The sequence below is a fragment of the Hyphobacterium lacteum genome (genome assembly GCF_036330345.1).
GTDB lineage: Bacteria > Pseudomonadota > Alphaproteobacteria > Caulobacterales > Maricaulaceae > Hyphobacterium > Hyphobacterium lacteum.
The window spans coordinates 69,136-94,378 of record NZ_JAZDRP010000002.1; the positions used below are offsets into that span (position 1 = coordinate 69,136).

Consider the following 25,243-nt stretch of genomic DNA (forward strand, 5'->3'; position numbering starts at 1 on the left):
AAAGCTAGTTGCCCCGGTAATAACGTTGTTCGACGAATGGCATTTTCGCGATCCTGGCCGGGCGGGCCTTGCCGCGCAGCAGGATTTCAATCTCCGTGTCCGGCACGGCCAGTCCGGTATCGACATAGGCCATGCCCACCGGGCCGCCCACCGTCGGGCCGAAACCGCCGGATGTGACCACGCCGACGGTCTTGCCGTCCTTGATAATTTCCGCGCCTTCACGCGCCGGAGCGCCGTCCATGACAAAGCCGACGCGCTTGCGCGCCGGCTTGTCGGCAAACATCTGCATAACGCGCGCAGCCCCCGGGAAATCCATCCGCTCGCGGCGCGGCTTGGCCACTGCCCACATAAGCGTTGCCTCGGCCGGCGTCTTTGTCTCGTCCATGTCGTGGCCATAGAGGCAGAGCCCGGCTTCCAGGCGCAGCGAATCACGCGCGCCGAGGCCGATCGGCTTCACCCGTCCGTCACTCAAAAGCTTGCGGACAATGGCCTCGGCCTGGCCCGCCGGAATGGAAATTTCATACCCGTCCTCGCCGGTATAGCCGGAGCGCGAGACATAGATCTCGACACCATCCAGCTCGAACACGCCGCACTGCATGAATACCAGATCGCCCGCGCCCGGGACCATGGCGCTGAACACGTCAGCCGCCTGCGGGCCCTGCAGGGCCACCAGCGCCCGGTCCTCGATCACGTTCAACGGCCCACCGGTCTTTGCTTCGATATGGGCAAAGTCATTGGCCTTCATTGCCGCGTTGACCACCAGGAACAAGCCATCATCGCCGAACGGGCGCGAGACCATCAGATCGTCCATGATGCCGCCCTGATCATTCAGCAACAGCGTGTATCTCTGCTCGCCCGGCGCCAGTGCCGACAGATCCGCCGTGATCAGCTTTTCCAGCGCGGCTTCATCACCGGTGTAATGCGCCTGGCCCATGTGCGAGACATCAAACAGGCCGGCCGCATCCCGCGTGTGATTATGCTCGGCCATGATGCCTTCATACTGCAGCGGCATGTCATATCCGGCAAAAGGCACGATTTTCGCGCCCAGCTCGACATGAAGGTCATATAGCGGTGTCCGCAGCGTATCGGTCATGTTGGCGTGCCCCGTTGCCGGCTTGTCCGGCGTACCGGACGGCCCCCGCTGTCGGATGGACCTGAGAGATTCCGCAAGAGGAAGATGACCCTCCCTTGCTTGCTCCTTCGGTGGAGCAGCCTGCGCTGCCCGCTTTCCAGCGTTTCGTCATCCCGCGGTCCTTCTGCCTGAGCGTTTCCGGGGCGGTTGCGCCTTCGGCGCCGGCCTTATTCGCCGGTCTCTCCCGCGGGGACGGGATTTGTCGAGGTTTAGAGTGCGCGCAATAAGAGTCAATCGCGATTGCGCTACATCTTCTCCGGAGCATCCAGCCCGATCAGCGACAGGCCCAGCTCAAGCTGGCGCAGCGTGGCTTGCGCCAGTGCCAGACGCGAAGCACGGATGGCAGCGTCCTTTTCCGGCAGGATCGGACAGGCCGCATAGAATGACGAAAAGGCCTGGGCGAGCGAATAGACATGCTCGCAGACATGGTTGGGCGCACGCTGTTCATAGGCGCGTTTCAGCGCCGCATCGAACCCGTCCAGCTTGCGCACCAGCGCCGCCTCGGCGGCTTCGCCGACAATGATTTCGCCCGGCTTCAAGCCTTCCGCGTCAGCTTTGCGCATGATCGATTTCACCCGCACTGCCTGATACAGGAGATAGGGGCCGGTCTTGCCCTCGAAGGACACAAACCGGTCGAGCTCGAAAATGTAGTTCGTCGTCCGGAAATTCTGCAGATCGGCAAACTTGATCGCCGCATTGGCCACCATGCGCGCCACGGCGTCGAATTCGCCCGCCGGCAATTCCTCGCCCAGCCCGGCCTCGTGCAGGCGGGACTTGGCGCGCTCGAAGGCCTCGCCGATCAGATCGGCCAAACGAAATGTACCACCAGCCCGGGTCCGCAGACGCTTCCCGTCCGGCCCGTTGACCGTGCCGAACTTGATATGCTCCAGCGTGTCTTCTTCCGCGAGGCCGGCCTTGTAGGCGGCGCGGAAGACCTGTTCAAAATGGTCCGACTGGCCGAGATCAACCACATACAGGATAAGATCCGGGTCCTGGTTCTGCCGGCGATTGAGAATGGTCGCCAAATCGGTCGTGCCGTAGAGCGCGGAACCCTGCGACGAAACGAGGATCAGCGGCGCCAGCTCCTTCTTGTCATCCTCGCGGGCGACGCGGACGACCCATGCCCCCTCGGACGGTTCGGCAACCTTGCGCGCCTTGAAATCCTCGACCAGTCCCGGGATCAGATCATTGACGTCGCTTTCGCCCTTCCACAGGTCGAAATGCACGCCCAGCGCGTTGAAATCCTGTTTCAGCGCCTCGATCGAAACCGCAATGAAATGCGCCAACAGGGCGCGGTAGCCGCGGCGTCCGGCCTGCAGCTCCGCCGTCGCTTTACGGGCTTTCGCGGCGCGCTCCTCGTCTTCCTTCGCCGCAGCGGCCGCTTGCGGGTAGAGCCGCGAGAGATCCTCGATCGTTACCGGCGGCTCGGTCGGGTATTCACCCTGAAAATCCGCATCAAAATAGGGAAGGTCCGGCTGTTCGGACTGAAGCTCGGTGACCAGCAGGCCCATCTGATAGCCCCAGTCACCCAGATGGATGTCGGAGATCACCGTATCACCGCGGAAACGGAAGAGGCGTTGCAGGCTGTCGCCGATCACCGATGAGCGTAGATGCCCGACATGCATCGGCTTGGCCACATTGGGACCACCGAAATCAATCATCACCGTTCGCGGCTCGGCGACAGCAACCGCCCCGGAGCGATCATCGGCAGCGATTTCATTGGCCCGGCCGGAATAGACAGACGCAACCGGCGTGAAGTTCAGAAAACCGGGCCCGGCAATCTCGACCGTTTCCAGCAGCGGATCGCCGGCGAGCTGCGCCAAGACCTCCTCGGCCACAGCCCGCGGTGCCTTCTTGGCCAGCTTGGCGGCCGCCATGGCACCATTGCACTGATAGGGCGCCAGATCAGGCCGGTCTGATTCCAGGCATTGTCCCAGCTCTTCCGGCAGTCCGATGGCCGAAAACGCCGCGCCAACCCGCGCGGTGAGCTGTTCGACAATGCTGGTCATGCCATTAATCCTGGGATTGGCCCGCATTCACGCGGAAACGCTGGCCGGACCGGTTCCAGGCCAGCTGTTCGTCGGTCAGAACAAAACCGACGATGATCTCGAAATTTCCGCCGGATGTGGTGGCCGTCGCACGGGGAATGGTGATGCGATCGATTGTCTCGGTCATGTAGACGCGGTCCTGCCCTTCCGGGAATCGGACACGGATCGGGAATTCCTCGCGATGGATCACAACGCGGTCACGGCGTGTGACGGCAACGAAATAGGTATAGGTATGTTCCGAACCTGCGGCAGCCTGTCCCCGTCCGAAGCCGAAATCGATCTCGAGATTGGAATTGATCGGCTGTTCCTCGAAGTAGCGGCAAAGCGAACGCACGCCATTGATCTCGCCTGTAAAGGCAACCGACTGGATGGTGGCCGGCTCCTCTGTCACCTCGACAATGCGGTGCGCATCATAAAGGGTCAGGGCAGACGGGCATGGGCCCGGATTGTCCGGAGCGGACGCGATGATATCGGAAGCAGTGCTGCACCCGCCAAGAATTGCTGCAACACAAAGAACAGACCAACGCATGGATGATGACTCCGGACAGACGGTTTATTATGTGAGGGTCTTACGATGCCTATAGGCATGCCGCAACGGCATGACAGCAGATGATGGACCGGAAATGACGTCTCGACGCAAAATGAACGTTGTCCTTGCCGCCCCGAGGGGGTTTTGCGCGGGCGTGGATCGGGCCATCCAGATTGTTGAACAGGCCATCGCCAGGTTCGGGGCGCCCGTCTATGTGCGCCATGAAATTGTCCATAACCGGCACGTTGTAGAGCGCTTGCAGAAAATCGGCGCTGTCTTTGTCGAGGAACTGGATGAGGCGCCGACCGACCGTCCGGTCGTGTTTTCCGCACATGGCGTGCCGAAATCCGTGCCCGCCGAAGCCGAACGGCGGAACATGATCTATGTCGACGCCACCTGCCCGCTTGTGTCCAAGGTCCATGTTGAAGCCCAGCGCCATTATAACAATGGCGCTGAAATCGTGCTGATCGGTCATGCCGGGCACCCTGAAGTCGTCGGCACGCTGGGGCAATTGCCGGACGGTGTCATCCAGCTGGTCGAAACGGTCGAGGACGCACGGAATTTCCAGCCAAAGCAGCCGGACAAGCTGGCTTTCGTGACCCAGACAACGCTGTCAGTGGACGATACGGCCGAAATTGTCGGCATATTGCAAGAACGCTTCCCGGCGATTGCCGCGCCTCACAAGGAAGACATCTGTTACGCCACCACAAACCGCCAAGCGGCCGTCAAGGCGATGGCGGAGCGATGCGATGTGGTTCTGGTGATCGGCTCTGAAACCTCTTCCAATTCCAAGCGCCTTGTCGAAGTGGCAGTGCGCGCGGGTGCGCGCCATGCGGCTCTGGTCGAGGATGCCGATGCTGTTGACTGGCCGATTCTTGATACCGCCGGAACGGTCGGCATTACCGCCGGAGCCTCGGCTCCCGAGACGCTGGTCGAAAATCTCATCACAGCCATCGGCGAGCGCTTCGAGACCTCGGTTGAAGAACTGCGCGTCACCGACGAGGATGTGGTCTTCAAGCTTCCGAGGATTCTCTCCAGCGAGGCCGCCGAATGAGTGAAAACAAGACGCAGAAGACAGATGTGACACCGCGCGATTTTCTGGCCGGAATCGAACCGGAAAAACGCCGCGAACAGAGCCTTGTTCTGCTGGAATTTTTCGAAAGAGTCACAGGTTGGAAGCCCCGCATGTGGGGACCCTCCATCATTGGTTTTGGTGAGTATCACTACAAGTATGACAGCGGCCGGGAAGGCGACTTCATGGCCACCGGCTTTTCCCCGAGGAAAACCAGCCTCACGGTTTACATCCTGCCGGGATATCAGGATTACGGACCGATCCTGGCGCGGCTCGGCAAACACAAGCTGGGCAAGTCCTGCCTCTACATCAACAAGCTGGAAGATATCGATATGGACGTGCTCGAAGAGCTGGTGAAAGCGGGGATTGCCGATCTATCGAAGAAATACCCTGTGAAGGCCAGCTGATGGGCCTGATCACCATCCACACGGACGGGGCCTGTTCCGGCAATCCCGGCCCCGGCGGCTGGGGCGCGATTCTGGAATGGAAGGGCCACCGCAAGGAAATCTCGGGCGCCGAACCGGAGACGACCAATAACCGGATGGAATTGATGGCCGCGATCCAGGCGCTGAAAGCCATCAAGGGCAAAGGAAAGCCGGTCAGGCTGGTCACCGATTCCACCTATGTGAAGGACGGCCTCACCAAATGGATCCATGGCTGGAAGAAGAATGGCTGGAGAACAGCCGCCAAAAAACCGGTCAAGAATGCGGATCTCTGGGTGGAGCTGGAAGAGGCCGCCGCCCGGCATGATGTGACCTGGGAATGGATCAAGGGCCATTCCGGCCATCCTGAAAACGATCGCGCCGATGAACTGGCCCGGCTGGCAATTGCCCAGATGCGCGATGCCAGCCTGATGTAGGTTCGGCCGCTAGGCCTTCACCACCAGACGCGTTCCATCCAGCGCATCGACGATCGCGCTCGTGCCTTCGGCTAGGTCCGACCCGTCATGGGATTTGGCCGCCCATTCCGTGTCGCCATGACGAACCCTGCCCTTGCCTTCCGTGAAGGCGCTGACAATGGTCACCCGTTCACCGACGAGATAGGTCGCACGGCTGTTCAGCCCGCTATCGGAACCGCTTTTCAGACGGGGTTTCACAAAGCGGTCGCCGAGCACAAGGAAAGCAACGCCCAGACCGGCAAAAATGAAGAGCTCGACCGGCCAGCCGACAAAGCTGGCAATCAAGGCTGTCACAAAAGCCGAAGCCGCCGGCCAGAGGATATAGGTGGTCCCGGTGAGCAGTTCCGTAATCAGCAGAGCTGCGGCAATGCCCAGCCACCACCAGAGATTCAGGCCTTCAAGAAACCCGATAAGAATATCCATTCAGACCTCCCCTACTCGGTTGGCGGAACGCTGCCGCGGCTCTGCTGAGCCGCATCCTTGGCTGCATCGCGCGCCGCCTTGGCCAGCTCGCCAACACCCATGACGGTAGACACGATGTTCGAGAATTCCGCCGGAATGATGACGGTTTTCTGCTGATCGCTTTCCGCCAGCTTGGCGAAAGCCTCGACATATTTCTGACCCAGAAAGTAGTTCACCGCGTTCAGGTCGCCCTCCGAGATCGCCTTCGAGACGGCCTCGGTGGCCTTTGCTTCCGCTTCGGCCAGGCGCTCACGCGCCTCGGCGTCCCGGAAGGCGGCTTCCTTGCGGCCCTCGGCCTCCAGGATCTGGGACTGTTTCTGACCTTCAGCGCGCAGGATTTCCGATTGCTTCTCGCCCTCGGCTTCCAGGATTTCCGCACGCTTCAGGCGCTCGGCTTTCATTTGCCGGGCCATGGCCTCGGTAATGTCCGGCGGTGGTGACAGGTCACGGATCTCGATCCGGGTGACTTTCACACCCCAGGGATTGGTCGCCGCATCGATCACTGACAGCAGACGTGCATTGATGTCATCACGGTTGGAAAGGACCTGGTCGAGATCCATTGATCCGACCACGGTCCGTACATTGGTCATCGCCAGATTGACGATTGAGAAGTCCAGATTGTCGACCTCATAGGCGGCCCTTGCAGCCTCGATCACCTGGATGAACACCACGGCATCAACCGAAACCATGGCATTATCCTTGGTGATCACCTCCTGCTTGGGCACGTCGAGCACGCGCTCGCGCATGTTGATCTTGTATCGGACGTCATCGATGAACGGCACGATGAAGTGAAGCCCCGGCGTCAGCTTTCGCGTGAAGCGTCCGAAGCGTTCCACCGTGTATTCCATGCCCTGAGGCACCGATTTGATCGTTCTGGAAATAAGAACCAGCGCCAGAACGACGATAACACCGATAAAGATCAACTCACCCATGAGGTCTCTCCCCTTCTGTCTTCTAGAGCTGGCTCAGCATGTGTTCCGCGCTCGAATTGCGGAAATCACCCGGCTCTTCCGTATTCAGGATCTCGACGACCCCGTCCTTGACCAGCATGGAAAAGCGTTGCGACCGCAGGCCCATGCCGAAACCGGAACCGTCCATCATCAGGCCGGTGGCCTTGGCGAAATCGCCATTTCCGTCCGCCAGCATCACAATATCCTCGCCAACGCCCTGGTCCTTGCCCCAGGCATTCATGACGAACACATCATTCACGGACACGCAGGCGATCGTATCGACGCCCTTGGCCCGCAATTCATCGGCTTTTTCCACAAAGCCCGGCAGGTGCTTGGCCGAGCAGGTGGGCGTGAAAGCCCCCGGCACAGCAAACAGCGCCACGGTTTTTCCGGTAAAGATGTCGCCGGTCGAAACCTGTGTCGGCCCATCTGCTGTCATTTTTCCGAACTTGACGTCCGGCAGCTTGTCACCCTTGGCAATCGTCATGGGAGAATCTCCTCGCAATCTCGCGTTTGAATTGATCTTGCCTGATCACTTCTTGTCTGAATAGCGGGAACACGGCTTTACGTGTCCCCTTTTTCGGTGGAGCATGTGGTCATGCCCGGCGAAGGATATCTCACTGGAAAGCTGCTGATCGCAAGCCCTGCGATCGGTGATCCGCGCTTTGATCGCGCCCTGATCTATATTTGTGATCATGACGACGAACACGCGATGGGCATCGCCGTCAATAATCCGGTCGAGGATTTACGCCTGCCCACCCTGTTCGACCAACTGGGCATTGAAAGCGATATCGTTCTGCCCGACCGCGCCGTCCTGAATGGCGGTCCGGTCGATGCCGATCGTGGCTTTGTCCTGCACACACCGGATTTCTCTCATGAAGCCGCCACAATGCGGGTATCCAGCAATATCTGCCTGACCGCCACGCGCGAGGTTCTGGATGCCATGGCGTCCGATCATCCACCACGGCAGGCCGTTCTGGCGCTGGGCTATGCAGGTTGGGGGCCTGGTCAGCTGGAAGATGAATTGCAGGCCAGCGCCTGGCTGGTAGCCGACCCGGATGAGGGCCTGATTTTCGATGACCGGTTCGAGAACAAATGGGAGCGGGCGCTGGAGCAGATCGGCGTCAATCCGGCCCATCTCTCCGCGATATCAGGTCATGCCTGACCGGCGGGCGGCCTGATCCGCCCTGTCAGTCCCGATTTCACGATTTCTGAAGCCAGTTGCGGTGCCAGCGCTCCGGCAAAGCGGAATCCCTGCCCGTAATCGCAGCCCATATCGGCGAGGAGGCGAGCTGTTTCTTCATCCTCGATGCCTTCGGCGACCACGGTCATGCCGAAATGGCGCGCCAGCTGCAGGACAGATTCGACGACTTTCGTGGCACTCGGCGAGGACGCCATGGCGCGCACGAAATAGCGGTCGATCTTGACGGTATCAAAGCTGAATTCATCCAGCCGCGACAGTGAGGAATAGCCGGTACCAAAATCATCCAGCGCCAGCGTGATGCCGGCCGCCTTCAGCTCGGCCATCACTTTTTCGGCCGCTTCGGGCTGTTTCATGATTTCCGTCTCGGCGATCTCCAGCTTGTAGCTGCCTGCCCGCAGATCCGCCTGTCCGACGGCGTCGATCAGGGCCGCTGCAAAACCGTCCGACAGCAATTCACTGACTGTCGCATTGGCCGCAATGAACAGGGGTGCTTCGGGTGCGGCGGCTTTCCACGCGGACAAATCATTGGCGGCCGTGCGGCGCACCTGCGCACCGATCTTGCCCAGAAGATCGAGATCATCGGCCAATGGTATGAAATCATCCGGACCGATCAGGCCGACACCCGGCCGGTCCCAGCGGGCCAGCGCTTCGAAACCGGCCAGCTCGCCGGTCTCCAGCGAAACGATGGGCTGGTAGTGCGCCAGGATCTCTCCGTCCTCGACGGCGGCGGCCACCCGGTTCTCGCGGTTCAGCTGGTCGCGGGCATCGAGCGAGAACAGGCCAGCCGGCAGCACCAGCCCGGTCAGCGGGCCATCACCCTCCCGCCGGCCAATAAAGCGCAGATAGCGAACAGCCCCCTTGTCCCCGACAAGGCGGACACGCAGGTCAATCGCGCCGGCGGCAATCGCATGTGCGAAATCCGCCCGCTCTGCCGGCGCCAGCTTTTCCGCCAGGGCTGCCAGCGCGTAATCACTTTTGAGAAGTCCCAGGCTCTGGATATTGCCCTCGAATTGCACCCTCTCCCTGTCGATCAGGAAGGCCACGGCCCCTGATGCCCAGGCGGCTGCAACGAGGATCGGCTCAGCCATCGCCGCGGTCCCTCGCCAGATAGGAGAGCCGGTCATGATCACGCCATTCGCCAGCGATTTTCAACAGGCCGCGCGCGCAGCCCTCATACTGGAAGCCGATATCCTCCAGCAGCTTGCGCGAGGCGGCGTTCTGAGGCTGCACAGCCGCTTCCACCCGGTTCAGCGCCAGCTCGTTGAAGGCAAAGGCCAGCACACGGCGGATGGCCTGACGTGCATAGCCCTTGCGCACATAGGGCGTGCCGATCCAGTAGCCGATATCGGCTGATTGCATAACGCCGCGTCGGATATTGTTGAGATTGCACGCCCCGATGAGGATCTGGCCCTCCTTGCGAATGATGAAGAAGGGCGCCCCGCGCCCGTCCTTCCAGTCGAGATCATACCGCCGCAACCGGCCGCGATAGGCGGTGCGCGTCAGCTCGTCCTCGGTCCAGGCCGGTTCCCAGGGTTCGGTATTGCGGCGGCTCGCCGCCCGCAACTTCGCCCAGGCCTCATAATCATCAGCTCTGGGCGCTCTCAGCACCAGATCACGGGTCTCGAGTTCGATCGGGGAATATTCCTCGCGCCACAGCGCCATGAGCCTGCCTCAGGATTGGAGAAGCCGCTTCTAGCAGAAACCCGCTAACGCCGGGTGAAGCGCAACCGGCCCTGCTGCACATGCAGCACCAGATAGACGCCCATCAGGCCGAGCGCGATGCCCCACCACGTCAGCGCATAGCCCAGATGCTGGCCCGGCGGCACCTGCGCCAGCTCGGCGGGCAATTCATCCGACCCTTCAATCAGCCAGAAAGTGGTCTCGATATTCTCGACACCAAGCGCTGCGCCCAGCTCGTCCGGTTCAAACCGGTAGAATATCCGCGCCTCGACCTCGTTGGGCGGCGTGAATGCGCCGGCTGCTGACGGCGTGGTAATCGTCAGCGTCTCCGAGATTACCGTCTCGCCGCCCCGCAGGGGCTCGAACCCCCATTGCACCAGAACAGGCGCGCCCATCCCGTCACCAAAGCACGCCGGAAGCGGCACGGCATGAACCAGACGCCAGCCCGGCTCACCGGATAGCGATCGTCCCTGGTATCGGATAGACCGCTCATCAGCCTCGCGCGGCGGCAGAACCAGACGGCCAATAACTGGCCCCGCATCGCCGCATAACGCTTCTTCAAGCGATACCGGCGCGCTGATCGCCCGCATTTCCCAGGCCGCGATCGCCTCGGCCTTGTCACCCATGCGCCCCCATTGCCAGGCCCCCAGCCAGATCAGCAGGGCCAGCGCAGGCAGGGTGACAGCGGTCAGGACGGGGAGCGGCCGGAACATCGTGTTCCTTGTGTCAGTGCTCGTCGTTGAAGCGGGCTTCCTCGGCAGCGTGCTTGTACTGCAGCGCGAAGAGGACGCCCTTGAAAGGACGCAGCAGCAGGATGCAGATCAGCAGCGTCAATGGCAGCCATAACAGCATGTGAACCCAGATCGGCGGGCGCACCGAGACTTCCAGCAACAGTGCCGGGATCACCACGGCAAATCCGGCCGGAAACATCACGAAGACGGCGGGGCCGTCGCCGGCATCTGCAAAGCCGTAATCGAGGTCGCAGACCTCGCAGTGATCAGCGATTTTCAGGAAGCCATCAAACATCTGTCCTTCGCCGCAGCGCGGGCAGCGGCCCTGCAAGCCTGCGGCGAAGGGAGAGACGTTGGTCATGCCTTACTGGAAGGTGACGTAGACGAAGGCAAACAGGAACAGCCAGACCACGTCGACAAAGTGCCAGTACCAGGCCGCAGCCTCGAGACCGAAATGCTTCTGCGGTGTCATGCCGCCGCGCAGAAGGCGGATCAGGCAGACAGCGAGGAACAGCGTTCCGATGATCACGTGCGCACCGTGGAAGCCAGTCGCCATGAAGAAGGTCGCACCATAGAGATTGCCGTCAAAGGCAAAATGGGCGTGCGTGTATTCGTAGAACTGGACGCCGGTAAAGCTGAGGCCCAGAAGAACGGTCAGGATCAGGCCCTGGATGGCACCCTTGCGGTCACCATGCTGCAGCGCATGGTGCGCCCAGGTCACCGTCGTGCCGGACAACAACAGGATCAGCGTGTTCATCAGCGGCAGATGCCAGGGATCAAAGGTCTCCACGCCCGGCGGCGGCCAGCTTTCCCAACCGGAGAAATCGGCGCCGATGGCGATGGCATCCCAGCTGCCGCCCGCGCGGACATCGTAGAACAGCGCCGCCTCGAAGAACATCCAGAACCAGGCCACGAAGAACATGACTTCCGACAGGATGAAAAGGATCATGCCGTAGCGCAGACCGATGTCGACGACCGGCGTGTGGTCACCCGCGCGCGATTCCTTGATCACGTCGCTCCACCAGCCATACATCGTATAGAGAACGCCCAGGAAACCGATCGCGAACACGATCGGCTGGCCTTCTCCAAACCAGAAGCTGCCTTCCACCAGGCCCTTCATCCAGATGACGGCGCCCAGCATCATGATGAAGGCGAACATCGATCCGACAAACGGCCATGGGCTCGGATTGACGAGATGGTAATCGTGTTTGACGGCGTGACCGGCCATGTCCTTGTCTCCTGCGAGTCGTCGTCCCCGGACGATTTGAAAGTCTGATACCTGCGCTCTGGTTACGGATCAATGCCCGCTTGCCGCCTAGCGGCGACCTGTCGCGGATGATTCGTCCGATTCCTGTTCAAAGAAAGTATATGACAACGTGATGGTGCGGACATCGTCCATGCGGCGCTCCTCGTCGATCAGCGGATCAACGAAGAACAGGACCGGCATTTCAATGCTCTCACCGGGTTGAAGGGTCTGCTCTGTAAAACAGAAGCATTCGATCTTGGAAAAATACGGTGCCGCCTTGAACGGCGTCACATTATAGGTCGCCATGCCGGTGATCGGATGGTCCGAATTATTGGTCGCGCGGTAATAGGCCAGCGCGGTTTCACCAACCTGCACCGTCATCGAGGTCTGCATCGGCTCGAACGTCCACGGCAGATCGCGCGCGCGGCTGGCATCGAAGCGCACCTCGACCGTCCGCTCGATCACATGATCGGCGCCGGTCTCGGCCACCTGCGTGGTGCCGCCATAGCCGGTCACCTGACAGAACAGATTATACAGCGGCACCGCCGCATAAGCCGCGCCGACCATGGCAATCGCGACGCCGGAAAGCGTTATCAGCAGGCGCGAATTCTTATTCTGCAGCCAGCGATTCATCACTTTCCTCCTCCACGATTGCGGCCTCACGCGCCGCCATGTTTTGCGTCAGCCGGATCGCCGTGATCGAGAACACGATCACCATGAAGGCCACCAGTGACCACGCGATCATCACATTACGGCGGCCACGCGCCTTGATGAAATCCTGACGGGCCTGCGCGTTGTTTGCCGGGGGCTTTTCCGCTCCGGTTTCCTCGACGGTCGGGGGCGTGGTCTCGCTCACAGCAGGCCTCCCAGTGGCGTCGCCGCATAGGCACCCAGCGCGTGCTCGGCGATCAGCGCCGCAAACAGCGCGGCGAGATAGCCGATCGAATAGGCAAAGAGATCGCGGGCCGCCTTGTCCCCGGCGCGCACCGCATAGAGCGCGCCCTCTTCCGCAGAACCGGCCTCACCCGCACGGGACACAAAGATCCGCCAGGCGAGAAGGAGGAAGATCGCACCGCCAAACACGGCAACGGCCCCATAGAGCCATCCGCCCAGACCGGTCAGAACCGGAGCCAGCGCAAACGGCGTCAGCACCAGCGAATAGACCAGGATTTCCAGACGGGTCCGCTTGGCGCCCTTGGCGACGGGCATCATCGGCACTTCCGCGGCGGCATAATCACCGGCCTTGTAGAGCGCCAGCGCCCAGGAATGTGGCGGCGTCCACAGGAAGATGATCGCAAACAGGATCACCGCGTCCAGCGTGACCGTGCCACTGGCAGCAGCCCAGCCGATCATTGGCGGGAACGCGCCGGCGGCACCACCGATCACGATATTCTGCGCGGTGCGGCGTTTCAGGATCATCGTGTAGATGATCGCGTAGAAGAAGATCGAGAAGGCCAGCAGGCCGGCCGCCAGATAGTTCGACGCCAGCGCCATCAGCAAGACAGAAATGGCCGCCATGACCAGGCCGAAACCGTAGGCGTCTTCCTGGCGCACGCGGCCCAGCGGAACGGGACGCAGGCGGGTCCGGCGCATGGTGGCGTCAATGTCGGCATCATACGCCATGTTCAGCGCGCCGGCAGCTCCGGCTCCCATGGCCAGCGCCAGAAGCGAGATCACCGCCATGACCGGGTGCAGGCCTGTTGGCGCAGCGATGTAGCCGGCAAAGGCCGTAAACACGACAAGCGTCATCACGCGCGGCTTCATCAGCGCGATATAGTCCCGCCATTCAGCGGGGGAGGACGCGGTATTACCCGTCACAGCGATGTTTGTTCGCGTGGCCATAGTAGGTTCAATGACAGTCCGGGGCGAGATTGCCCTCGCCCCGGTTCCGTTTCTAGTGATTGTCCGACTTCACCACCGGCAGTTCATTGAACTGGTGGAAAGGCGGCGGAGAAGACAGCGTCCACTCCAGCGTGGTGGCACCCTCGCCCCACGGATTGGCGACACCCTTGCGGCGGCGCAGGAAGATATCTGCCAGCATCACGAAGAAGACCAGCGTACCCACAGCGGTGATCAGATATCCCACCGAGGAGACATGGTTCCACAGCGCATACGCGTCAGGATAGTCAACATAGCGGCGCGGCATGCCCTGCAGGCCCAGGAAGTGCTGCGGGAAGAAGATCAGGTTCACACCGATAAAGGTGATCCAGAAGTGCAGCTGTCCGAGGAATTCGGAATACTTGTAGCCGCTCATCTTCTCGATCCAGTAGTAGAAACCGGCAAAGATGGCGAAGATCGCACCCAGCGACAGCACATAGTGGAAGTGCGCCACCACGTAATAGGTGTCGTGCAAGAACTGGTCGATACCGGCATTGGCCAGCATCACACCCGTCACACCGCCAACGGTGAACAGGAAGATGAAGCCGATAGACCAGACCATCGGGGTCTTGAACTCGATCGAACCGCCCCACATCGTCGCAATCCACGAGAAGATCTTGATGCCCGTCGGCACGGCAATGATCATCGTGGCCGCCACAAAATAGGCCTTCAGGTCAACCGCCATGCCGACCGTGTACATGTGGTGCGCCCACACGATGAAGCCGATGAAGCCGATCGCGATCATGGCATAAGCCATGCCCAGATAACCGAAAACCGGCTTGCGCGAGAAGGTCGATACGATGTGCGAGATCATGCCGAAGCCCGGCAGGATCATGATGTACACTTCCGGGTGACCGAAGAACCAGAACAGGTGCTGGAACATCACCGGATCACCGCCACCGGCCGGATCGAAGAAGGTCGTTCCGAAGTTGCGGTCGGTCAGCAGCATGGTGATGGCGCCTGCCAGAACCGGCAGAGCCAGTAGCAAAAGGAAGGCGGTAATCAGCATCGACCAAACGAACAGCGGCATTTTGTGCATGGTCATGCCTGGTGCACGCATGTTGAAAATGGTCGTGATGAAGTTGATCGCGCCGAGAATGGAAGAGGCACCGGCGAGGTGCAGCGACAGGATCGCAAAGTCCATCGACGGTCCGGGGTGTCCCGATGTCGATAGCGGCGGATAGATCACCCAGCCACCGCCAAAACCGTTACCGGCACCATTGCCCGGAACGAACAGCGAGATCAGCAGCAGGGCGAAAGCGAACGGCAGCAGCCAGAAGGAAATGTTGTTCATCCGCGGGAACGCCATGTCCGGCGCGCCGATCTGGATGGGAACGAACCAGTTGCCGAAGCCGCCAATCATGGCCGGCATGACAACAAAGAACACCATGACCAGGCCGTGGCCGGTCACGAACACATTATAGGAGTGCTCATTGGCCGCCAGCTGTCCGAGGATGGACGTGCCGTTGAACACCTGGATGCCTGGCTCTGCCAGCTCCCAGCGGATGACGCCGGACATGGCAAAACCGATAATTCCCGCGACGATCGCGAACACCAGGTACATCGTGCCGATGTCCTTGTGGTTGGTGGAGAAAAGCCAGCGGCGGGGGTCCCACATGCTGGGCGTGTGATCGTCGTGCTCGTCGTGATGAGTTACAGCGTCAGACATATCTCTTCTCCTCAGCGCGCGGCCATTTGCGTTTCGCGAACGCCGGACTGGTATTCGGCAATCAGAGTGCGGCCGGCATCAACATCTTCAGCCGCCGCCTCTGCCCAGGCATCAAAGACGTCCTGGGGAACAACATGAATTTCGATCGGCATGAAAGCGTGGCGCAGCCCGCACAATTCCGAACACTGGCCGTAATAGACACCTTCCTGCTCGGCGCGGAACCAGGTCTCGTTCAGACGGCCCGGAATGGCATCCATCTTCACGCCGAAATTCGGCATCGCCCAAGAGTGGATCACGTCAGCAGCGGTAACGTTCAGACGCACCGTGGCATTGACCGGGACCACCAGCGGGTAATCCGTCGATAACAGGCGCAGCTGACCGGCCTCTTCGTCGATTTCCTCATCGGGAACCATGTTGGCGTAGAATTCGCCGATACCCAGATCAGCGTATTCATAACCCCAATACCATTGGTAACCGACCGCCTTGATCGTCAGATCCGCCTCGGGGATCTCATCCTGCAGGTAAAGCAGGCGGAAGGACGGCACGGCAATGACCACCAGGATCAGCACCGGGACAGCCGTCCAGATGATTTCGATCAGCGTATTGTGGCTGGTCTTCGACGGGTTCGGATTGGCCCGGCGGTTGAAGCGGATCATCACGAACAGCAACAGCGCCAGAACAAGAATGACGATCGCCGAGATGATGTACATGACCAGGCTATGGAAGGCGACGGCCGATTCCATGACCGGTGTCACGGCTTCACGTATATGAATGGCGTCCGGTGTCGGTGCTCCGGGTTGGGCCAGCGCTACAGCTGCCAGACCTGTCCAAAGAGCAAAAAGTGCGGTGAGAAATCGCATGGCTTCCCCAAGATTTTGCTTTGCCACGAGTGCCCCCTCGCGGAATGTGGCGGAATATAGAGACCTCGACCGGCCCTGTCAGGCCGATTTCAGCGCTTTTTTGTCGCATACGTGGACCAGCCGGAAATGTCGATGGAAAACATCTGTTTCATCCGCCAATTTCCAATTGCACGCAGGTCTGCTAGGTTCGGAATGTCTATTTAGGTACTCGTTAGCGGAGACACCGTCATGATCCGGTTCGTGATCGCGGGAATCGCAGCTTCTGTCATCTCTGGCGCCGCTATGGCGCAGTCCATGGTCGTGATCGGCAACACGCCCGCCAGCCAGTGCTATGAGAATGCGCTCTGGCAGCGCGCCTACAGCTCGGCGCTTCAACCGTGCGATCTGGCGCTGGCCTCCGACGAGCTCAGCGCCCGCGACCGTCACCGCACTCTGGTGAACCGGGCGGTGATCTTTTTACATCTCGAGCGACCGGAAGAAGCCCTCGCCGATCTCGACCTGGCCCATGATTCGGGATTCGTCGCTCCCGAGATCGATATGAACCGCTCCGCCGCGCTGATTCGCCTCGAACGCTATGAGGAAGCGGTCGAGGCCGCGACGCTGGCGCTGGAAGGTGGCCTGCGCGACGAGGAGAAAGCCTATTTCAACCGGGCTGTTGCCTATGAGCGCATGGGCCGCATCGCTCAGGCCTATGACGATTTCCGAGCCGCGACCGCCCGGGCACCCGACTGGGACGAGGCCCGCGAACAACTCGAACGCTTCCGCGTCAGCAACGGAATCTGATCTTTCCTGCAAGTTGTGCAGTGGCAGGCTCGCAAGCGCGGGCTGGCACGGCTATGTCTGTAGGAGACTGTCAGGAGCCAACCCATGTCCAGCGATCCGTTCTCGCCCTTCGAGTTTGATGCCGACAGCGCGCGCAGCGCTTTCGCCGATGCGCTCGACGGGGCCGATGACGGCGAACTTTTCCTCGAACACGGGACATCGGAAACCCTGGCCTTTGATGATGGCCGCCTGAAGACGGCATCCTTTGATGCCATTCGCGGATTCGGTCTGCGCTGTGTGTCGGGCGAGGCCGTCGGCTATGCGCATTCAAGCGACCCGACGCTCGACGCGGTAAAACGCGCCGCCGGCGTTGTCGGTGCTGCACGGGAAGGCCGCTCGGGCCAGATGGCCGAGGCGCCTGCCCGGACGAACCGCCATCTCTACGAGGCACTGGATCCGGTCGGCGAACCGGGCTTTGAAGCAAAATCGGCCCTCTTACAGGAGATCGACGCCTATCTGCGCGCTCGCGACAGCGAAGTTGTCCAGGTCACCGCGTCTCTTGCCGGCTCGCGGCGGATCATCGGTATCCTGCGGCCTGACGGAGACCTTCGCACCGATGACCGCCCGCTGGTGCGTCTGAATATTGCCGTCACCGTGGAGCGTGCCGGCCGGCGCGAATCGGGTTCGGCCGGGGCCGGTGGCCGCGATGCGTTCGAGGTCTGGCTGAAGCCGGAAAGCTGGAAGGCCATGGCCGAGGAAGCCCTGCGGATTGCCAAGGTCAATCTGGACGCTGTCGACATCAAGGCCGGCCAGATGGATGTGGTGCTCGGCCCGGGCTGGCCCGCAGTACTTCTTCACGAAGCCGTCGGGCACGGGCTGGAAGGTGATTTCAACCGCAAGGGCACGTCTGCCTTCGCCGGCAGGATCGGCCAACAGGTGGCGGCCAAAGGCGTCACCGTCATTGATGACGGCACGCTGGAAAAGCGCCGTGGTTCGCTGACGATTGACGATGAGGGCACGCCGACCGAGCGCACCGTGCTGATCGAGGATGGCGTCCTGGTCGGCTATATGCAGGACCGGCAGAATGCCCGCCTGATGAATATGGCGCCGACCGGCAATGGCCGCCGCGAATCCTATGCCCACATGCCGATGCCTCGCATGACCAACACCTATATGCTGGCCGGCCAGCACGATCCCGCCGAGATGCTCGAAAGCCTCGACGATGGCCTTTACGCTGTCGGTTTTGGCGGCGGCCAGGTCGACATCACCTCCGGCAAGTTCGTCTTCCAGTGCACCGAGGCCTATCGGGTCCGTGACGGCAAGGTCGCCGAGCCGGTCAAGGGCGCCACGCTGATCGGCGATGGGCCGACGGCGCTCACCAGGGTCTCGATGATCGGCAATGATTTTTCCATGGATCCCGGCGTTGGCGTCTGCGGTAAGGCCGGACAGGGCGTACCGGTGGGCGTCGGTCAGCCCTCGCTGAAGATTGGCGGCCTGACAGTCGGCGGCGCAGGCTGATCACGGCCTCTCGCAGCTTGGTGATTGAAATTACCGGCATTTAATCCAGTTCCCGGCGAAAGCCCCCTATGTTCCCTTCCATTCGGGCGGGGGGCCTGAAAAGGGATAGGGTTTCATGCGAGGGAAACTTCTAACCGGCGCATTCGCGCTGGCCACGGCGTTTGGCTGTGCCGGCCTGGCGGCCGCTCAGGACACCGCTCCGGACATCGACATGTCGCGGTCCAATCCGGTCACCAGCACGGCGATTGTCGGCTTCGGCGCCGAGTTCTTTTCCGCCTACAATCCGGTCACCGCGATGGACATGGTAAGCCGCGTTCCCGGCTTCTCACTGTCTGCAGGCGACACCGAACGCCGCGGTCTGGCCGACAGTTTCGGCAATCTGCTGATCGACGGACGGCGCCCTTCGAACAAGACGATTTCTCCGGAAACCATCCTGCAGCGGATCTCCGCTGAAGATGTCGAACGCATTGAACTGATCCGCGAGCCGGTGCCCGAATACGAGATGCGCGGCCATGCGCGGCTGGTAAATGTCATCCTGCGCGAAGGCGCCGGCTCCGCCGCATCCTGGCGTTTGCGCGCCTCGCATTTCGACGGTTCACGCATCGGCGGTATTGGCGAACTGGCCTATTCTTTCACCCGAGGCGAAACCGACATCAATCTGGGGCTGGAGACGGATGTCAGAGGCCCGCGCATCCGCCGCTATGAATCGCTTTTCGATGGCGCCGGAAACCAGATTGAATCCCGCTATGATAATGAACAGCGCCGTTACGCGGAAACGATCGCCACCGCCTCGCTTGCGCGTCATCTGGGCGACAATACGCGCATCCAGATCGACGGCCGCGCCTACACCTGGGTCTGGCAACGCCATCAGACATCCGAGGTCACGGGCTTTGCCGGCAACATGCCGTCTCTCATCCGTTTCGAACAATCGCAGACCACGAATTACGGCAGCGGCGGATCACTGACCGGCACGCTGAACCATGATTTCAGCGACCGCCTGTCCTCGACATCGACCGTGCTCTGGCGGCGTTTCTTTTACGATGACGGACCCGAGCCCTTCGAGACCTATGATCCGGGTAATTTCGTCGACGCCATTATCTATGTCGCCAATGCGCACAATTCCGAGACGGTTTTCCGGCAGAGCTTCAACTTCACCGCCAATGACCAGCACACGATCGAGTTCGGAGCCGAAGCCGCCGTCAACTGGCGCGATACCTATCTCGACCTGCAATACGATGACGGCAACACCGTCACACCGATTGCCCTGCCGGTGGCCAGCACCCGCGTCGAGGAACGCCGCGCCGAAGCCTTCATCAATCATGTCTGGGCCATCAGTGACAGCCTCAATCTCGAATCCGGCCTGCGCTATGAATTCTCGCTAATCGAGCAGACCGGCGATGCCGTTCAGTCGCGCGAGTTTTCCTACCCCAAACCATCCATCACGCTGACCTGGCAGGCCAGTGAGCAGACCAGCTTCCGCCTGGCTACACAGCGCGATGTTGCCCAGCTCGATTTCGGGAAATTCGCCAGCTCGCTGGACGTCGCCGATAACAATGCCGTCGTTGGCAATCCCGATTATGAGCCCCAGCGCATGTGGTCGCTGGAGGCCGAGGTGGAGCGCCGCTTCGGCGAGGCCGGCTCCTTTACCTTCCGCATCGGTCAGGACTGGATCGAGGGCGTTGATGACTTCGTCTCGATCACCACACCGAACGGCGTCTTCGATGCGCCGGGCAATATCGGAGACGGCACGATTTTCCGTCTGACCTGGGAAACCTCCCTGCCGCTGGATTCCATTGGTCTGTCCAATGCGGTGCTGGATGGTTTCCTCGAATGGTTCGACACCAATATTTTCGATGATCTGACCCAGCAGGACCGGCATCTCTCCAACTTCCGGGAATGGGAAGTGCGGATCGATTACCGCCAATCCTTCCCGGACCTCAACCTGGCCTGGGGCTTTGACTATTCATGGCTGACCGATGGCGAAGTCTACCGCGCACGCGAATACCGGCGTGAGGGTTTCACCGATGGCGATCTCGACATTTATGTCGAAACCACGCGCTGGGCTGGCCTGACTGCGCGCCTGGGTATTGATGGTGCGCTGGATCGTGGTCACACACGGGAACGTGTTTTCTATAACGGCTCACGCGCGCTCGGTATTGTCGATACGGTCGAATACCAGCGCCGCCGGCAGGGACCACTCGTCTATCTGGAACTGCGTGGGACGTTCTAACGCTGACGTTTTTGTGTTTTCGACTTGATCCGGGGCTGAGCGTAGCCTGAGGCAAATGGAGGTCGACATGCGATTATCTGCAGCACTTCTTGGAATCGGTCTGATGGCCAGCGCCCCGGCTCTGGCCGGAGACGTCATCGAGTTACGTCAGTCCTATGCGGGCCACTATGTGGTGCCGACCACGATCGGCGGGCGAGGCCCTTTCCCCTTCATCCTCGATACCGGGGCCAACCACACCGCCATCCTCGAAGCCCTGGCCTATCAGCTGAACCTCTCGTTCGAGGACGGCATCCCCGAGACCTATCACGGGCTCACCGGTTCGGCCTCGACCGTGATCCTGGGCCTGTCTGCCCTCGATTTCGGTGCCGGACCGTCGCCCATCGACCGCGCCATCACCATCGATGCCGAGATCAATGCCGACCTGGTCGCGTTCGGCATTCTGGGAACAGATGTCTTCGGCGACAGCCGTGTCGAGATCGACCTCGCCGAATACACGCTGGAAATTGATCCATCCGAGGATTGGGGTCAGGGCCGCTTCAACGGATATATCGACCGGCTGGGCATGATGCGGGTGAACGGATCGGTGAACGGGATCGAGACGGTCTTTGTCGTTGATACCGGCGCTACCCGCAGCTTCATCAATGAAGCGCTCGCCGAAGCCATCATGACCGACCGGCAGTTCCGCAATATCGAGGTGATGGGCCTTGGCCCGCAGACCGGCCGGGCCGGCGAAGTGCATGTCGGCACGATCCGCTTTTCAGACCTTTGCGTGCGCAATGCCCGCGCCCTCGCCACGGATTTTCCGATCTTCGAGACCTTCGGTCTGCATGAAACACCGGCCATGATCATCGGCCTGGATCTTCTGGATCATGGTCAGATCAGGATCGATTTCGGCGCGGGCACTTTCAATGTCGACAGCTCGGCTGCCTGCCGCCGCCGCTCGACCAGCCTGTTCGAGCGCAACGCCGTGATAGACCAGTGGCAACGCTGACCCGGCAAAACATCCGGTAAAGAAAAACCCGCCGCGGAGTGATCCGCAGCGGGTTTGTTTTGGTTGGTGACAGCCCTGATCAGGGCGCGTCGGACGATCGGTCCATGGACGGACCTCCGGCCTCGGTTTCCGTGGGATGTGGCTGACGCGTATCGTCGGCATCGCCCATCAGCTTCTTGATGACCGGAGACAGGATCAGCATGCCGACCGCGATCGCCATCGCGATCAGGCCCACCTGCGTGTAGACCTCGGTATAGGTCGCCTTCGCAGCGGCCACATCAGTCACTTGTCCGCCGATTGTTTCCGCCCCCGTAGTGGAGGCAATAATGCCTGCCAGGAAGTTGGACAGACCGGAATACAGGAACCAGGCGCCCATCGTCATACCGACGACGCGCGCAGGGGCCAGCTTGGTCACGGCCGACAATCCGACCGGAGACAGCATCAGCTCACCCATGGTGTGGATCCAGTAGATCAGGAAGATGAAATAGACGGCCGTCATTCCGGCTGTCCCACTCACATTCATGCCCAGAACCAGCGCCAGGAAGCCCAGACCGACCAGGAAAACGCCGAAGGCGAATTTCACGGGTGTCGAGGGATTCATGCGGCGCTTGGCCAGCCAGATCCAAAGCCAGGCAACCAACGGTGCAAAGATGAAGATGAAGCCGGCATTCAATGCCTGGAAGACCGGCGCCGGCACTTCCCAGCCGAACATGCTGCGATCGACCAAGCGGTCAGTGAACAGGTTCAGCGACGAACCGGCCTGCTCGAACAGCGCCCAGAACGGGATCTGTGCCAACACGAAGTAGATAGCGGCGAACATCTGGCCGCGTTCCTTGCCGCTCGTCTTGATGAAGGCATAGAGAACCAGGAAGGCCAGCATGATCAGGCCCAGCGGACCAAGAATACCGCCCATATATTGAGGGTTCATCACGGCCAGCATGGAAATCGCGATAATGCCGAGCCCGGCGAGATAACAGGCCCACTCGACATTGATCGGGCCGAACACCTTCTTTTTCAGCTTTTCGGCATCGGGCGGATCCGCCCGGCCTTCAAGCCAGCCCTGGAAGAAGAGGAAGGTTAGCAATCCGACCAGCATACCGATCCCGGCGAGCCCGAAACCCCATGCCCAGCCATAGACAATGCCGATAATCCCGACGGTGATCGAGGACAGGAAGGAGCCCAGATTGATACCCATGTAGAACAGGGTGAAACCGGAATCCCGCCGCGTATCACCAAGCCCATAGAGCGTTCCGACAATGGTCGAGATATTGGCTTTCAGAAAACCGACGCCTGCAATGATCAGGGCCAGAGCAAGGTAGAGGATATTGACGTAGAGCTCTTCCTGCTCGACCCGCGTCATGTCCTCGGAGAAGGAGAAACTGCTCGGCAGGCCAACCGCATCCGGGTCGGCAACATTGATCGTCGAACCGCCATCGCCATAGGTGATGATCGACTGACCGGTCTCGGAAATGATGATCGCGTTGACGTTCTCGCCGCTGCCACGACCGTCCAGCGTCAGCTCGTATTCGGCGCCTTCATAGGTGAGTATCTGACGGGATCCGGACCCTTCGAACGCCATCATGCCATGACCCAGGACGAGTAGAATCGCCCCGAATGTCACGGCCTTTCGCTGCCCCAGATACCGGTCGGCCAGCGTGCCGCCGATGATCGTCATCACATAGACCAAGGCCGTATAGGCACCGTAGATGATGGTCGATTGCTGATCCGAAAACAGGAAGTGCTGGGTCAGGTAGATGATCAGCAGGCCACGCATCCCGTAATAGGAAAAGCGCTCCCACATCTCGGTGAAAAACAGGATCGCCAGCCCCTTCGGGTGGCCAAAGAAACTGGTGTCACGCGAAGCCGGTGACGTCGCAACAGGTGTATCGGTCAAATTTTCCTCCCCGATACCGGTAAAGACCGGTGTGTCGGGCGGCACTTGACCACGGCGTTAACCGTCACTCAAGCCTCAACCTGTCACGAAGTTGTCAGTAAGCGCAGTCGGTAAAAGCCGGTTCCACAGAGTGCTCCCAGCCCGAATTATAGCGCTGCAGCAGCTCCTCCGCCGGGCTGCGGCCACTGGCAGCGATGGCGTCAAGATCATCCAGGAAGATGGCTTCGTTCTCGCCATGTCCGTTCAGCTTCGACCGGGCCCGCAGACCATCGCGGGAGATCGCCAGCGCCTGCTTGGCGAGGTCCTGGATCGTACCGTTGCGGAAGGGCGCTTTCAGCGCGAACTTGGCCGCGGCCAGGCGCAGACAGCTGCGCTCCTCACGCGACCAGTCCTTCACCATCTGCCAGGCCGCTTCCAGCGAGGCATCATCATAGAGAATGCCCGCCCAGAAGGCCGGCAGCGCACACAGACGGTTCCACGGACCGCCATCGGCACCGCGCATTTCCAGGAAGGTTTTCAGCCTCACCTCCGGGAAGATCGTCGAGAGGTGATCATCGAAATCCTCCAGCGTCGGGCGCTCTCCCGGCAGGGCCGGCAGCTTGCCCGCCATGAAGTCGCGGAAGCTCTGCCCGGTGGCGTCGAGGAAGACGCCCTTGCGCTTGACGAAATACATCGGCACGTCGAGCGCGTATTCGACATAGCGCTCGAAACTCATCCCGTCCTCGAACACGAAGGGCAGCATGCCCGTCCGGTTATTGTCTGTGTCGGTCCAGATATGGGCGCGGTAGGAAAGGAAGCCGTTCGGGCGGCCATCGGCAAAGGGCGAATTGGCGAATAGTGCCGTGGCAATGGGTTGCAGCGCCAGCGAGACGCGGAACATCTTGACCATCGTCGCTTCGCTGTCGAAATCGAGATTCACCTGCACCGTACACGAGCGGAACATCATCTGATGGCCCAGCGAGCCGACCTTGGGCATGTAGGCCTTCATCAGCCCGTAGCGCCCCTTCGGCATCATCGGCGTTTCTTCCAGCGACCATTTCGGTGAAAAGCCGAGACCCAGGAAGCCTGCGCCGATCTCGTCGGCAACTTCCTTCACTTCCTTGAGGTGGCCATTCACTTCCGAACAGGTCTGGTGAACGCTTTCCAGCGGCGCGCCGGACAGTTCGAACTGGCCGCCGGGTTCCAGGCTGACACTGGCGCCATCGCGTTTCAGGGCGATCGGATTGCCATTTTCCAGCACCGGCTCCCAGCCGAAACGGGTCAGGCCCTCCAGCATCTTGCGGACGGTCGGGCCATCGCCTTCATAGGGCAGAGGGCCGTGATCGCTCAGCCGGAAACCGAATTTCTCGTGTTCCGTACCCAGCCGCCATTGCTCGCGCGGCTTACAACCCTTTGCCAGGTGCGCCGCCATCTGTTCGACAGATTCGATTACCGGCCCGCCGCCGCCATCAGAATAGGATCCGCTCAAAAGCTTGCCGCTCCCCTTGTC

The 25,243-nt window shown here is 60.8% G+C and carries 26 protein-coding genes and 2 riboswitches; of the genes, 8 read left to right on the plus strand and 18 right to left on the minus strand.

Annotation, left to right across the window (positions count from 1 at the left end; genetic code table 11):
• Nucleotides 1-4: 4 nt before the first annotated feature.
• From gcvT to V0U79_RS02875, 3 genes are all read right to left on the minus strand, one after another.
• Nucleotides 5-1,093: a glycine cleavage system aminomethyltransferase GcvT gene (gcvT, locus tag V0U79_RS02865; RefSeq protein WP_330197955.1), complete on the minus strand. Its 1,089-nt coding sequence runs from the start codon at nt 1,091-1,093 to the stop codon at nt 5-7.
• 46 nt (nt 1,094-1,139) lie between these two features.
• A riboswitch (glycine riboswitch) is annotated at nt 1,140-1,235 on the minus strand.
• Nucleotides 1,236-1,238: 3 nt separating this feature from the next.
• Nucleotides 1,239-1,329, minus strand: a riboswitch (glycine riboswitch).
• A gap of 48 nt (nt 1,330-1,377) precedes the next feature.
• A complete protein-coding gene (gene argS, locus V0U79_RS02870) occupies nt 1,378-3,141 on the minus strand; it encodes an arginine--tRNA ligase (RefSeq protein ID WP_330197956.1) in 1,764 nt (587 codons plus the stop codon).
• A gap of 4 nt (nt 3,142-3,145) precedes the next feature.
• Nucleotides 3,146-3,709, minus strand: coding sequence for a hypothetical protein (locus V0U79_RS02875; protein WP_330197957.1), 564 nt, complete (start codon nt 3,707-3,709; stop codon nt 3,146-3,148).
• Nucleotides 3,710-3,803: 94 nt separating this feature from the next.
• On the opposite strand from V0U79_RS02875, the gene ispH reads away from it, so the two are divergent.
• From ispH to rnhA, 3 genes are read left to right on the plus strand one after another with little or no spacing between them, the layout of a single operon-like run.
• Nucleotides 3,804-4,763 (plus strand): 4-hydroxy-3-methylbut-2-enyl diphosphate reductase, encoded by a 960-nt coding sequence (gene ispH, locus V0U79_RS02880; protein ID WP_373696433.1) that lies wholly within the window; start codon nt 3,804-3,806, stop codon nt 4,761-4,763.
• On the plus strand, nt 4,760-5,188 hold the full coding sequence (locus tag V0U79_RS02885) for a DUF1801 domain-containing protein (RefSeq protein WP_330197959.1): 429 nt from the start codon (nt 4,760-4,762) through the stop codon (nt 5,186-5,188). The genes ispH and V0U79_RS02885 overlap by 4 nt, the downstream gene beginning before the upstream one ends.
• A complete protein-coding gene (rnhA, locus tag V0U79_RS02890) occupies nt 5,188-5,640 on the plus strand; it encodes a ribonuclease HI (RefSeq protein WP_330197960.1) in 453 nt (150 codons plus the stop codon). Before V0U79_RS02885 ends, rnhA begins: the two co-directional genes overlap by 1 nt.
• Nucleotides 5,641-5,649: 9 nt before the next feature.
• Here the strand turns inward: rnhA and V0U79_RS02895 are convergent, their stop codons facing one another.
• The 3 genes from V0U79_RS02895 to V0U79_RS02905 are packed head-to-tail and all read right to left on the minus strand — an operon-like array spanning nt 5,650 to nt 7,578.
• Nucleotides 5,650-6,102, minus strand: coding sequence for an NfeD family protein (locus V0U79_RS02895; protein WP_330197961.1), 453 nt, complete (start codon nt 6,100-6,102; stop codon nt 5,650-5,652).
• 11 nt (nt 6,103-6,113) lie between these two features.
• The gene (locus V0U79_RS02900; protein ID WP_330197962.1) at nt 6,114-7,073 is read right to left on the minus strand and encodes an SPFH domain-containing protein; all 960 of its coding nucleotides are present in this window, start codon (nt 7,071-7,073) and stop codon (nt 6,114-6,116) included.
• Nucleotides 7,074-7,095: 22 nt separating this feature from the next.
• Nucleotides 7,096-7,578, minus strand: coding sequence for a peroxiredoxin (locus V0U79_RS02905; RefSeq protein WP_330197963.1), 483 nt, complete (start codon nt 7,576-7,578; stop codon nt 7,096-7,098).
• A 111-nt stretch (nt 7,579-7,689) separates the two neighbouring features.
• On the opposite strand from V0U79_RS02905, the gene V0U79_RS02910 reads away from it, so the two are divergent.
• Nucleotides 7,690-8,256, plus strand: a complete 567-nt coding sequence (locus V0U79_RS02910; protein WP_330197964.1) for a YqgE/AlgH family protein — start codon at nt 7,690-7,692, stop codon at nt 8,254-8,256.
• Here the strand turns inward: V0U79_RS02910 and V0U79_RS02915 are convergent.
• The 10 genes from V0U79_RS02915 to coxB all read right to left on the minus strand — a co-directional run bounded on the left by V0U79_RS02915 (nt 8,247) and on the right by coxB (nt 16,359).
• Nucleotides 8,247-9,383 (minus strand): EAL domain-containing protein, encoded by a 1,137-nt coding sequence (locus V0U79_RS02915; protein ID WP_330197965.1) that lies wholly within the window; start codon nt 9,381-9,383, stop codon nt 8,247-8,249. The two genes, V0U79_RS02910 and V0U79_RS02915, sit on opposite strands and share 10 nt — an antisense overlap.
• Nucleotides 9,376-9,957 carry a GNAT family N-acetyltransferase gene (locus tag V0U79_RS02920; RefSeq protein WP_330197966.1) on the minus strand — a complete coding sequence of 194 codons (582 nt, stop codon included), beginning with the start codon at nt 9,955-9,957 and terminating at the stop codon, nt 9,376-9,378. The genes V0U79_RS02915 and V0U79_RS02920 overlap by 8 nt, the downstream gene beginning before the upstream one ends.
• 44 nt (nt 9,958-10,001) lie before the next feature.
• Entirely contained in the window at nt 10,002-10,688 is a 687-nt protein-coding gene (locus V0U79_RS02925; RefSeq protein ID WP_330197967.1) for an SURF1 family protein, read from the minus strand.
• A gap of 13 nt (nt 10,689-10,701) precedes the next feature.
• Nucleotides 10,702-11,067, minus strand: coding sequence for a DUF983 domain-containing protein (locus tag V0U79_RS02930; protein WP_330197968.1), 366 nt, complete (start codon nt 11,065-11,067; stop codon nt 10,702-10,704).
• 3 nt (nt 11,068-11,070) lie between these two features.
• Nucleotides 11,071-11,934, minus strand: coding sequence for a cytochrome c oxidase subunit 3 (locus V0U79_RS02935; RefSeq protein WP_330197969.1), 864 nt, complete (start codon nt 11,932-11,934; stop codon nt 11,071-11,073).
• 87 nt (nt 11,935-12,021) lie between these two features.
• Nucleotides 12,022-12,585 carry a cytochrome c oxidase assembly protein gene (locus tag V0U79_RS02940; protein ID WP_330197970.1) on the minus strand — a complete coding sequence of 188 codons (564 nt, stop codon included), beginning with the start codon at nt 12,583-12,585 and terminating at the stop codon, nt 12,022-12,024.
• Nucleotides 12,563-12,808, minus strand: a complete 246-nt coding sequence (locus V0U79_RS02945; RefSeq protein WP_330197971.1) for a cytochrome c oxidase system small membrane protein — start codon at nt 12,806-12,808, stop codon at nt 12,563-12,565. The genes V0U79_RS02940 and V0U79_RS02945 overlap by 23 nt, the downstream gene beginning before the upstream one ends.
• On the minus strand, nt 12,805-13,794 hold the full coding sequence (locus V0U79_RS02950; RefSeq protein WP_330197972.1) for a heme o synthase: 990 nt from the start codon (nt 13,792-13,794) through the stop codon (nt 12,805-12,807). The genes V0U79_RS02945 and V0U79_RS02950 overlap by 4 nt, the downstream gene beginning before the upstream one ends.
• A gap of 52 nt (nt 13,795-13,846) precedes the next feature.
• The gene (gene ctaD, locus V0U79_RS02955) at nt 13,847-15,499 is read right to left on the minus strand and encodes a cytochrome c oxidase subunit I (RefSeq protein ID WP_330197973.1); all 1,653 of its coding nucleotides are present in this window, start codon (nt 15,497-15,499) and stop codon (nt 13,847-13,849) included.
• An 11-nt stretch (nt 15,500-15,510) separates the two neighbouring features.
• Nucleotides 15,511-16,359 carry a cytochrome c oxidase subunit II gene (gene coxB / locus V0U79_RS02960; RefSeq protein WP_330197974.1) on the minus strand — a complete coding sequence of 283 codons (849 nt, stop codon included), beginning with the start codon at nt 16,357-16,359 and terminating at the stop codon, nt 15,511-15,513.
• 228 nt (nt 16,360-16,587) lie between these two features.
• Here coxB and V0U79_RS02965 point away from each other — a divergent pair, with 228 nt between their 5' ends.
• From V0U79_RS02965 to V0U79_RS02980, 4 genes are all read left to right on the plus strand, one after another.
• Nucleotides 16,588-17,142 (plus strand): tetratricopeptide repeat protein, encoded by a 555-nt coding sequence (locus tag V0U79_RS02965; protein ID WP_330197975.1) that lies wholly within the window; start codon nt 16,588-16,590, stop codon nt 17,140-17,142.
• 84 nt (nt 17,143-17,226) lie between these two features.
• Nucleotides 17,227-18,639, plus strand: coding sequence for a metalloprotease TldD (gene tldD / locus V0U79_RS02970; protein ID WP_330197976.1), 1,413 nt, complete (start codon nt 17,227-17,229; stop codon nt 18,637-18,639).
• Nucleotides 18,640-18,754: 115 nt separating this feature from the next.
• The gene (locus V0U79_RS02975) at nt 18,755-20,869 is read left to right on the plus strand and encodes a TonB-dependent receptor plug domain-containing protein (protein WP_330197977.1); all 2,115 of its coding nucleotides are present in this window, start codon (nt 18,755-18,757) and stop codon (nt 20,867-20,869) included.
• Between the two features lie 67 nt (nt 20,870-20,936).
• Entirely contained in the window at nt 20,937-21,860 is a 924-nt protein-coding gene (locus V0U79_RS02980; protein ID WP_330197978.1) for an aspartyl protease family protein, read from the plus strand.
• Between the two features lie 79 nt (nt 21,861-21,939).
• Here the strand turns inward: V0U79_RS02980 and V0U79_RS02985 are convergent, their stop codons facing one another.
• Both V0U79_RS02985 and V0U79_RS02990 read right to left on the minus strand, forming a co-directional pair.
• Nucleotides 21,940-23,754 (minus strand): peptide MFS transporter, encoded by a 1,815-nt coding sequence (locus V0U79_RS02985; protein WP_330197979.1) that lies wholly within the window; start codon nt 23,752-23,754, stop codon nt 21,940-21,942.
• A gap of 94 nt (nt 23,755-23,848) precedes the next feature.
• Nucleotides 23,849-25,222, minus strand: a complete 1,374-nt coding sequence (locus V0U79_RS02990; protein ID WP_330197980.1) for a glutamate--cysteine ligase — start codon at nt 25,220-25,222, stop codon at nt 23,849-23,851.
• Between the last annotated feature and the right edge of the window lie 21 nt (nt 25,223-25,243).

Coding starts and splice junctions, on each gene's coding strand:
- ctaD (WP_330197973.1), bottom strand. CDS start 15,499: ATGTCTGACGCTGTAACTCATCACGACGAGCACGACGATCACACGCCC.
- V0U79_RS02950 (WP_330197972.1), bottom strand. CDS start 13,794: ATGGCCACGCGAACAAACATCGCTGTGACGGGTAATACCGCGTCCTCC.
- tldD (WP_330197976.1), top strand. CDS start 17,227: ATGTCCAGCGATCCGTTCTCGCCCTTCGAGTTTGATGCCGACAGCGCG.
- V0U79_RS02925 (WP_330197967.1), bottom strand. CDS start 10,688: ATGTTCCGGCCGCTCCCCGTCCTGACCGCTGTCACCCTGCCTGCGCTG.
- argS (WP_330197956.1), bottom strand. CDS start 3,141: ATGACCAGCATTGTCGAACAGCTCACCGCGCGGGTTGGCGCGGCGTTT.
- V0U79_RS02875 (WP_330197957.1), bottom strand. CDS start 3,709: ATGCGTTGGTCTGTTCTTTGTGTTGCAGCAATTCTTGGCGGGTGCAGC.
- V0U79_RS02965 (WP_330197975.1), top strand. CDS start 16,588: ATGATCCGGTTCGTGATCGCGGGAATCGCAGCTTCTGTCATCTCTGGC.
- V0U79_RS02975 (WP_330197977.1), top strand. CDS start 18,755: ATGCGAGGGAAACTTCTAACCGGCGCATTCGCGCTGGCCACGGCGTTT.
- V0U79_RS02940 (WP_330197970.1), bottom strand. CDS start 12,585: ATGAATCGCTGGCTGCAGAATAAGAATTCGCGCCTGCTGATAACGCTT.
- V0U79_RS02885 (WP_330197959.1), top strand. CDS start 4,760: ATGAGTGAAAACAAGACGCAGAAGACAGATGTGACACCGCGCGATTTT.
- rnhA (WP_330197960.1), top strand. CDS start 5,188: ATGGGCCTGATCACCATCCACACGGACGGGGCCTGTTCCGGCAATCCC.
- V0U79_RS02905 (WP_330197963.1), bottom strand. CDS start 7,578: ATGACGATTGCCAAGGGTGACAAGCTGCCGGACGTCAAGTTCGGAAAA.
- V0U79_RS02910 (WP_330197964.1), top strand. CDS start 7,690: ATGCCCGGCGAAGGATATCTCACTGGAAAGCTGCTGATCGCAAGCCCT.
- ispH (WP_373696433.1), top strand. CDS start 3,804: ATGACGTCTCGACGCAAAATGAACGTTGTCCTTGCCGCCCCGAGGGGG.
- V0U79_RS02900 (WP_330197962.1), bottom strand. CDS start 7,073: ATGGGTGAGTTGATCTTTATCGGTGTTATCGTCGTTCTGGCGCTGGTT.
- V0U79_RS02930 (WP_330197968.1), bottom strand. CDS start 11,067: ATGACCAACGTCTCTCCCTTCGCCGCAGGCTTGCAGGGCCGCTGCCCG.
- V0U79_RS02980 (WP_330197978.1), top strand. CDS start 20,937: ATGCGATTATCTGCAGCACTTCTTGGAATCGGTCTGATGGCCAGCGCC.
- gcvT (WP_330197955.1), bottom strand. CDS start 1,093: ATGACCGATACGCTGCGGACACCGCTATATGACCTTCATGTCGAGCTG.
- V0U79_RS02895 (WP_330197961.1), bottom strand. CDS start 6,102: ATGGATATTCTTATCGGGTTTCTTGAAGGCCTGAATCTCTGGTGGTGG.
- V0U79_RS02920 (WP_330197966.1), bottom strand. CDS start 9,957: ATGGCGCTGTGGCGCGAGGAATATTCCCCGATCGAACTCGAGACCCGT.
- coxB (WP_330197974.1), bottom strand. CDS start 16,359: ATGCGATTTCTCACCGCACTTTTTGCTCTTTGGACAGGTCTGGCAGCT.
- V0U79_RS02935 (WP_330197969.1), bottom strand. CDS start 11,934: ATGGCCGGTCACGCCGTCAAACACGATTACCATCTCGTCAATCCGAGC.
- V0U79_RS02915 (WP_330197965.1), bottom strand. CDS start 9,383: ATGGCTGAGCCGATCCTCGTTGCAGCCGCCTGGGCATCAGGGGCCGTG.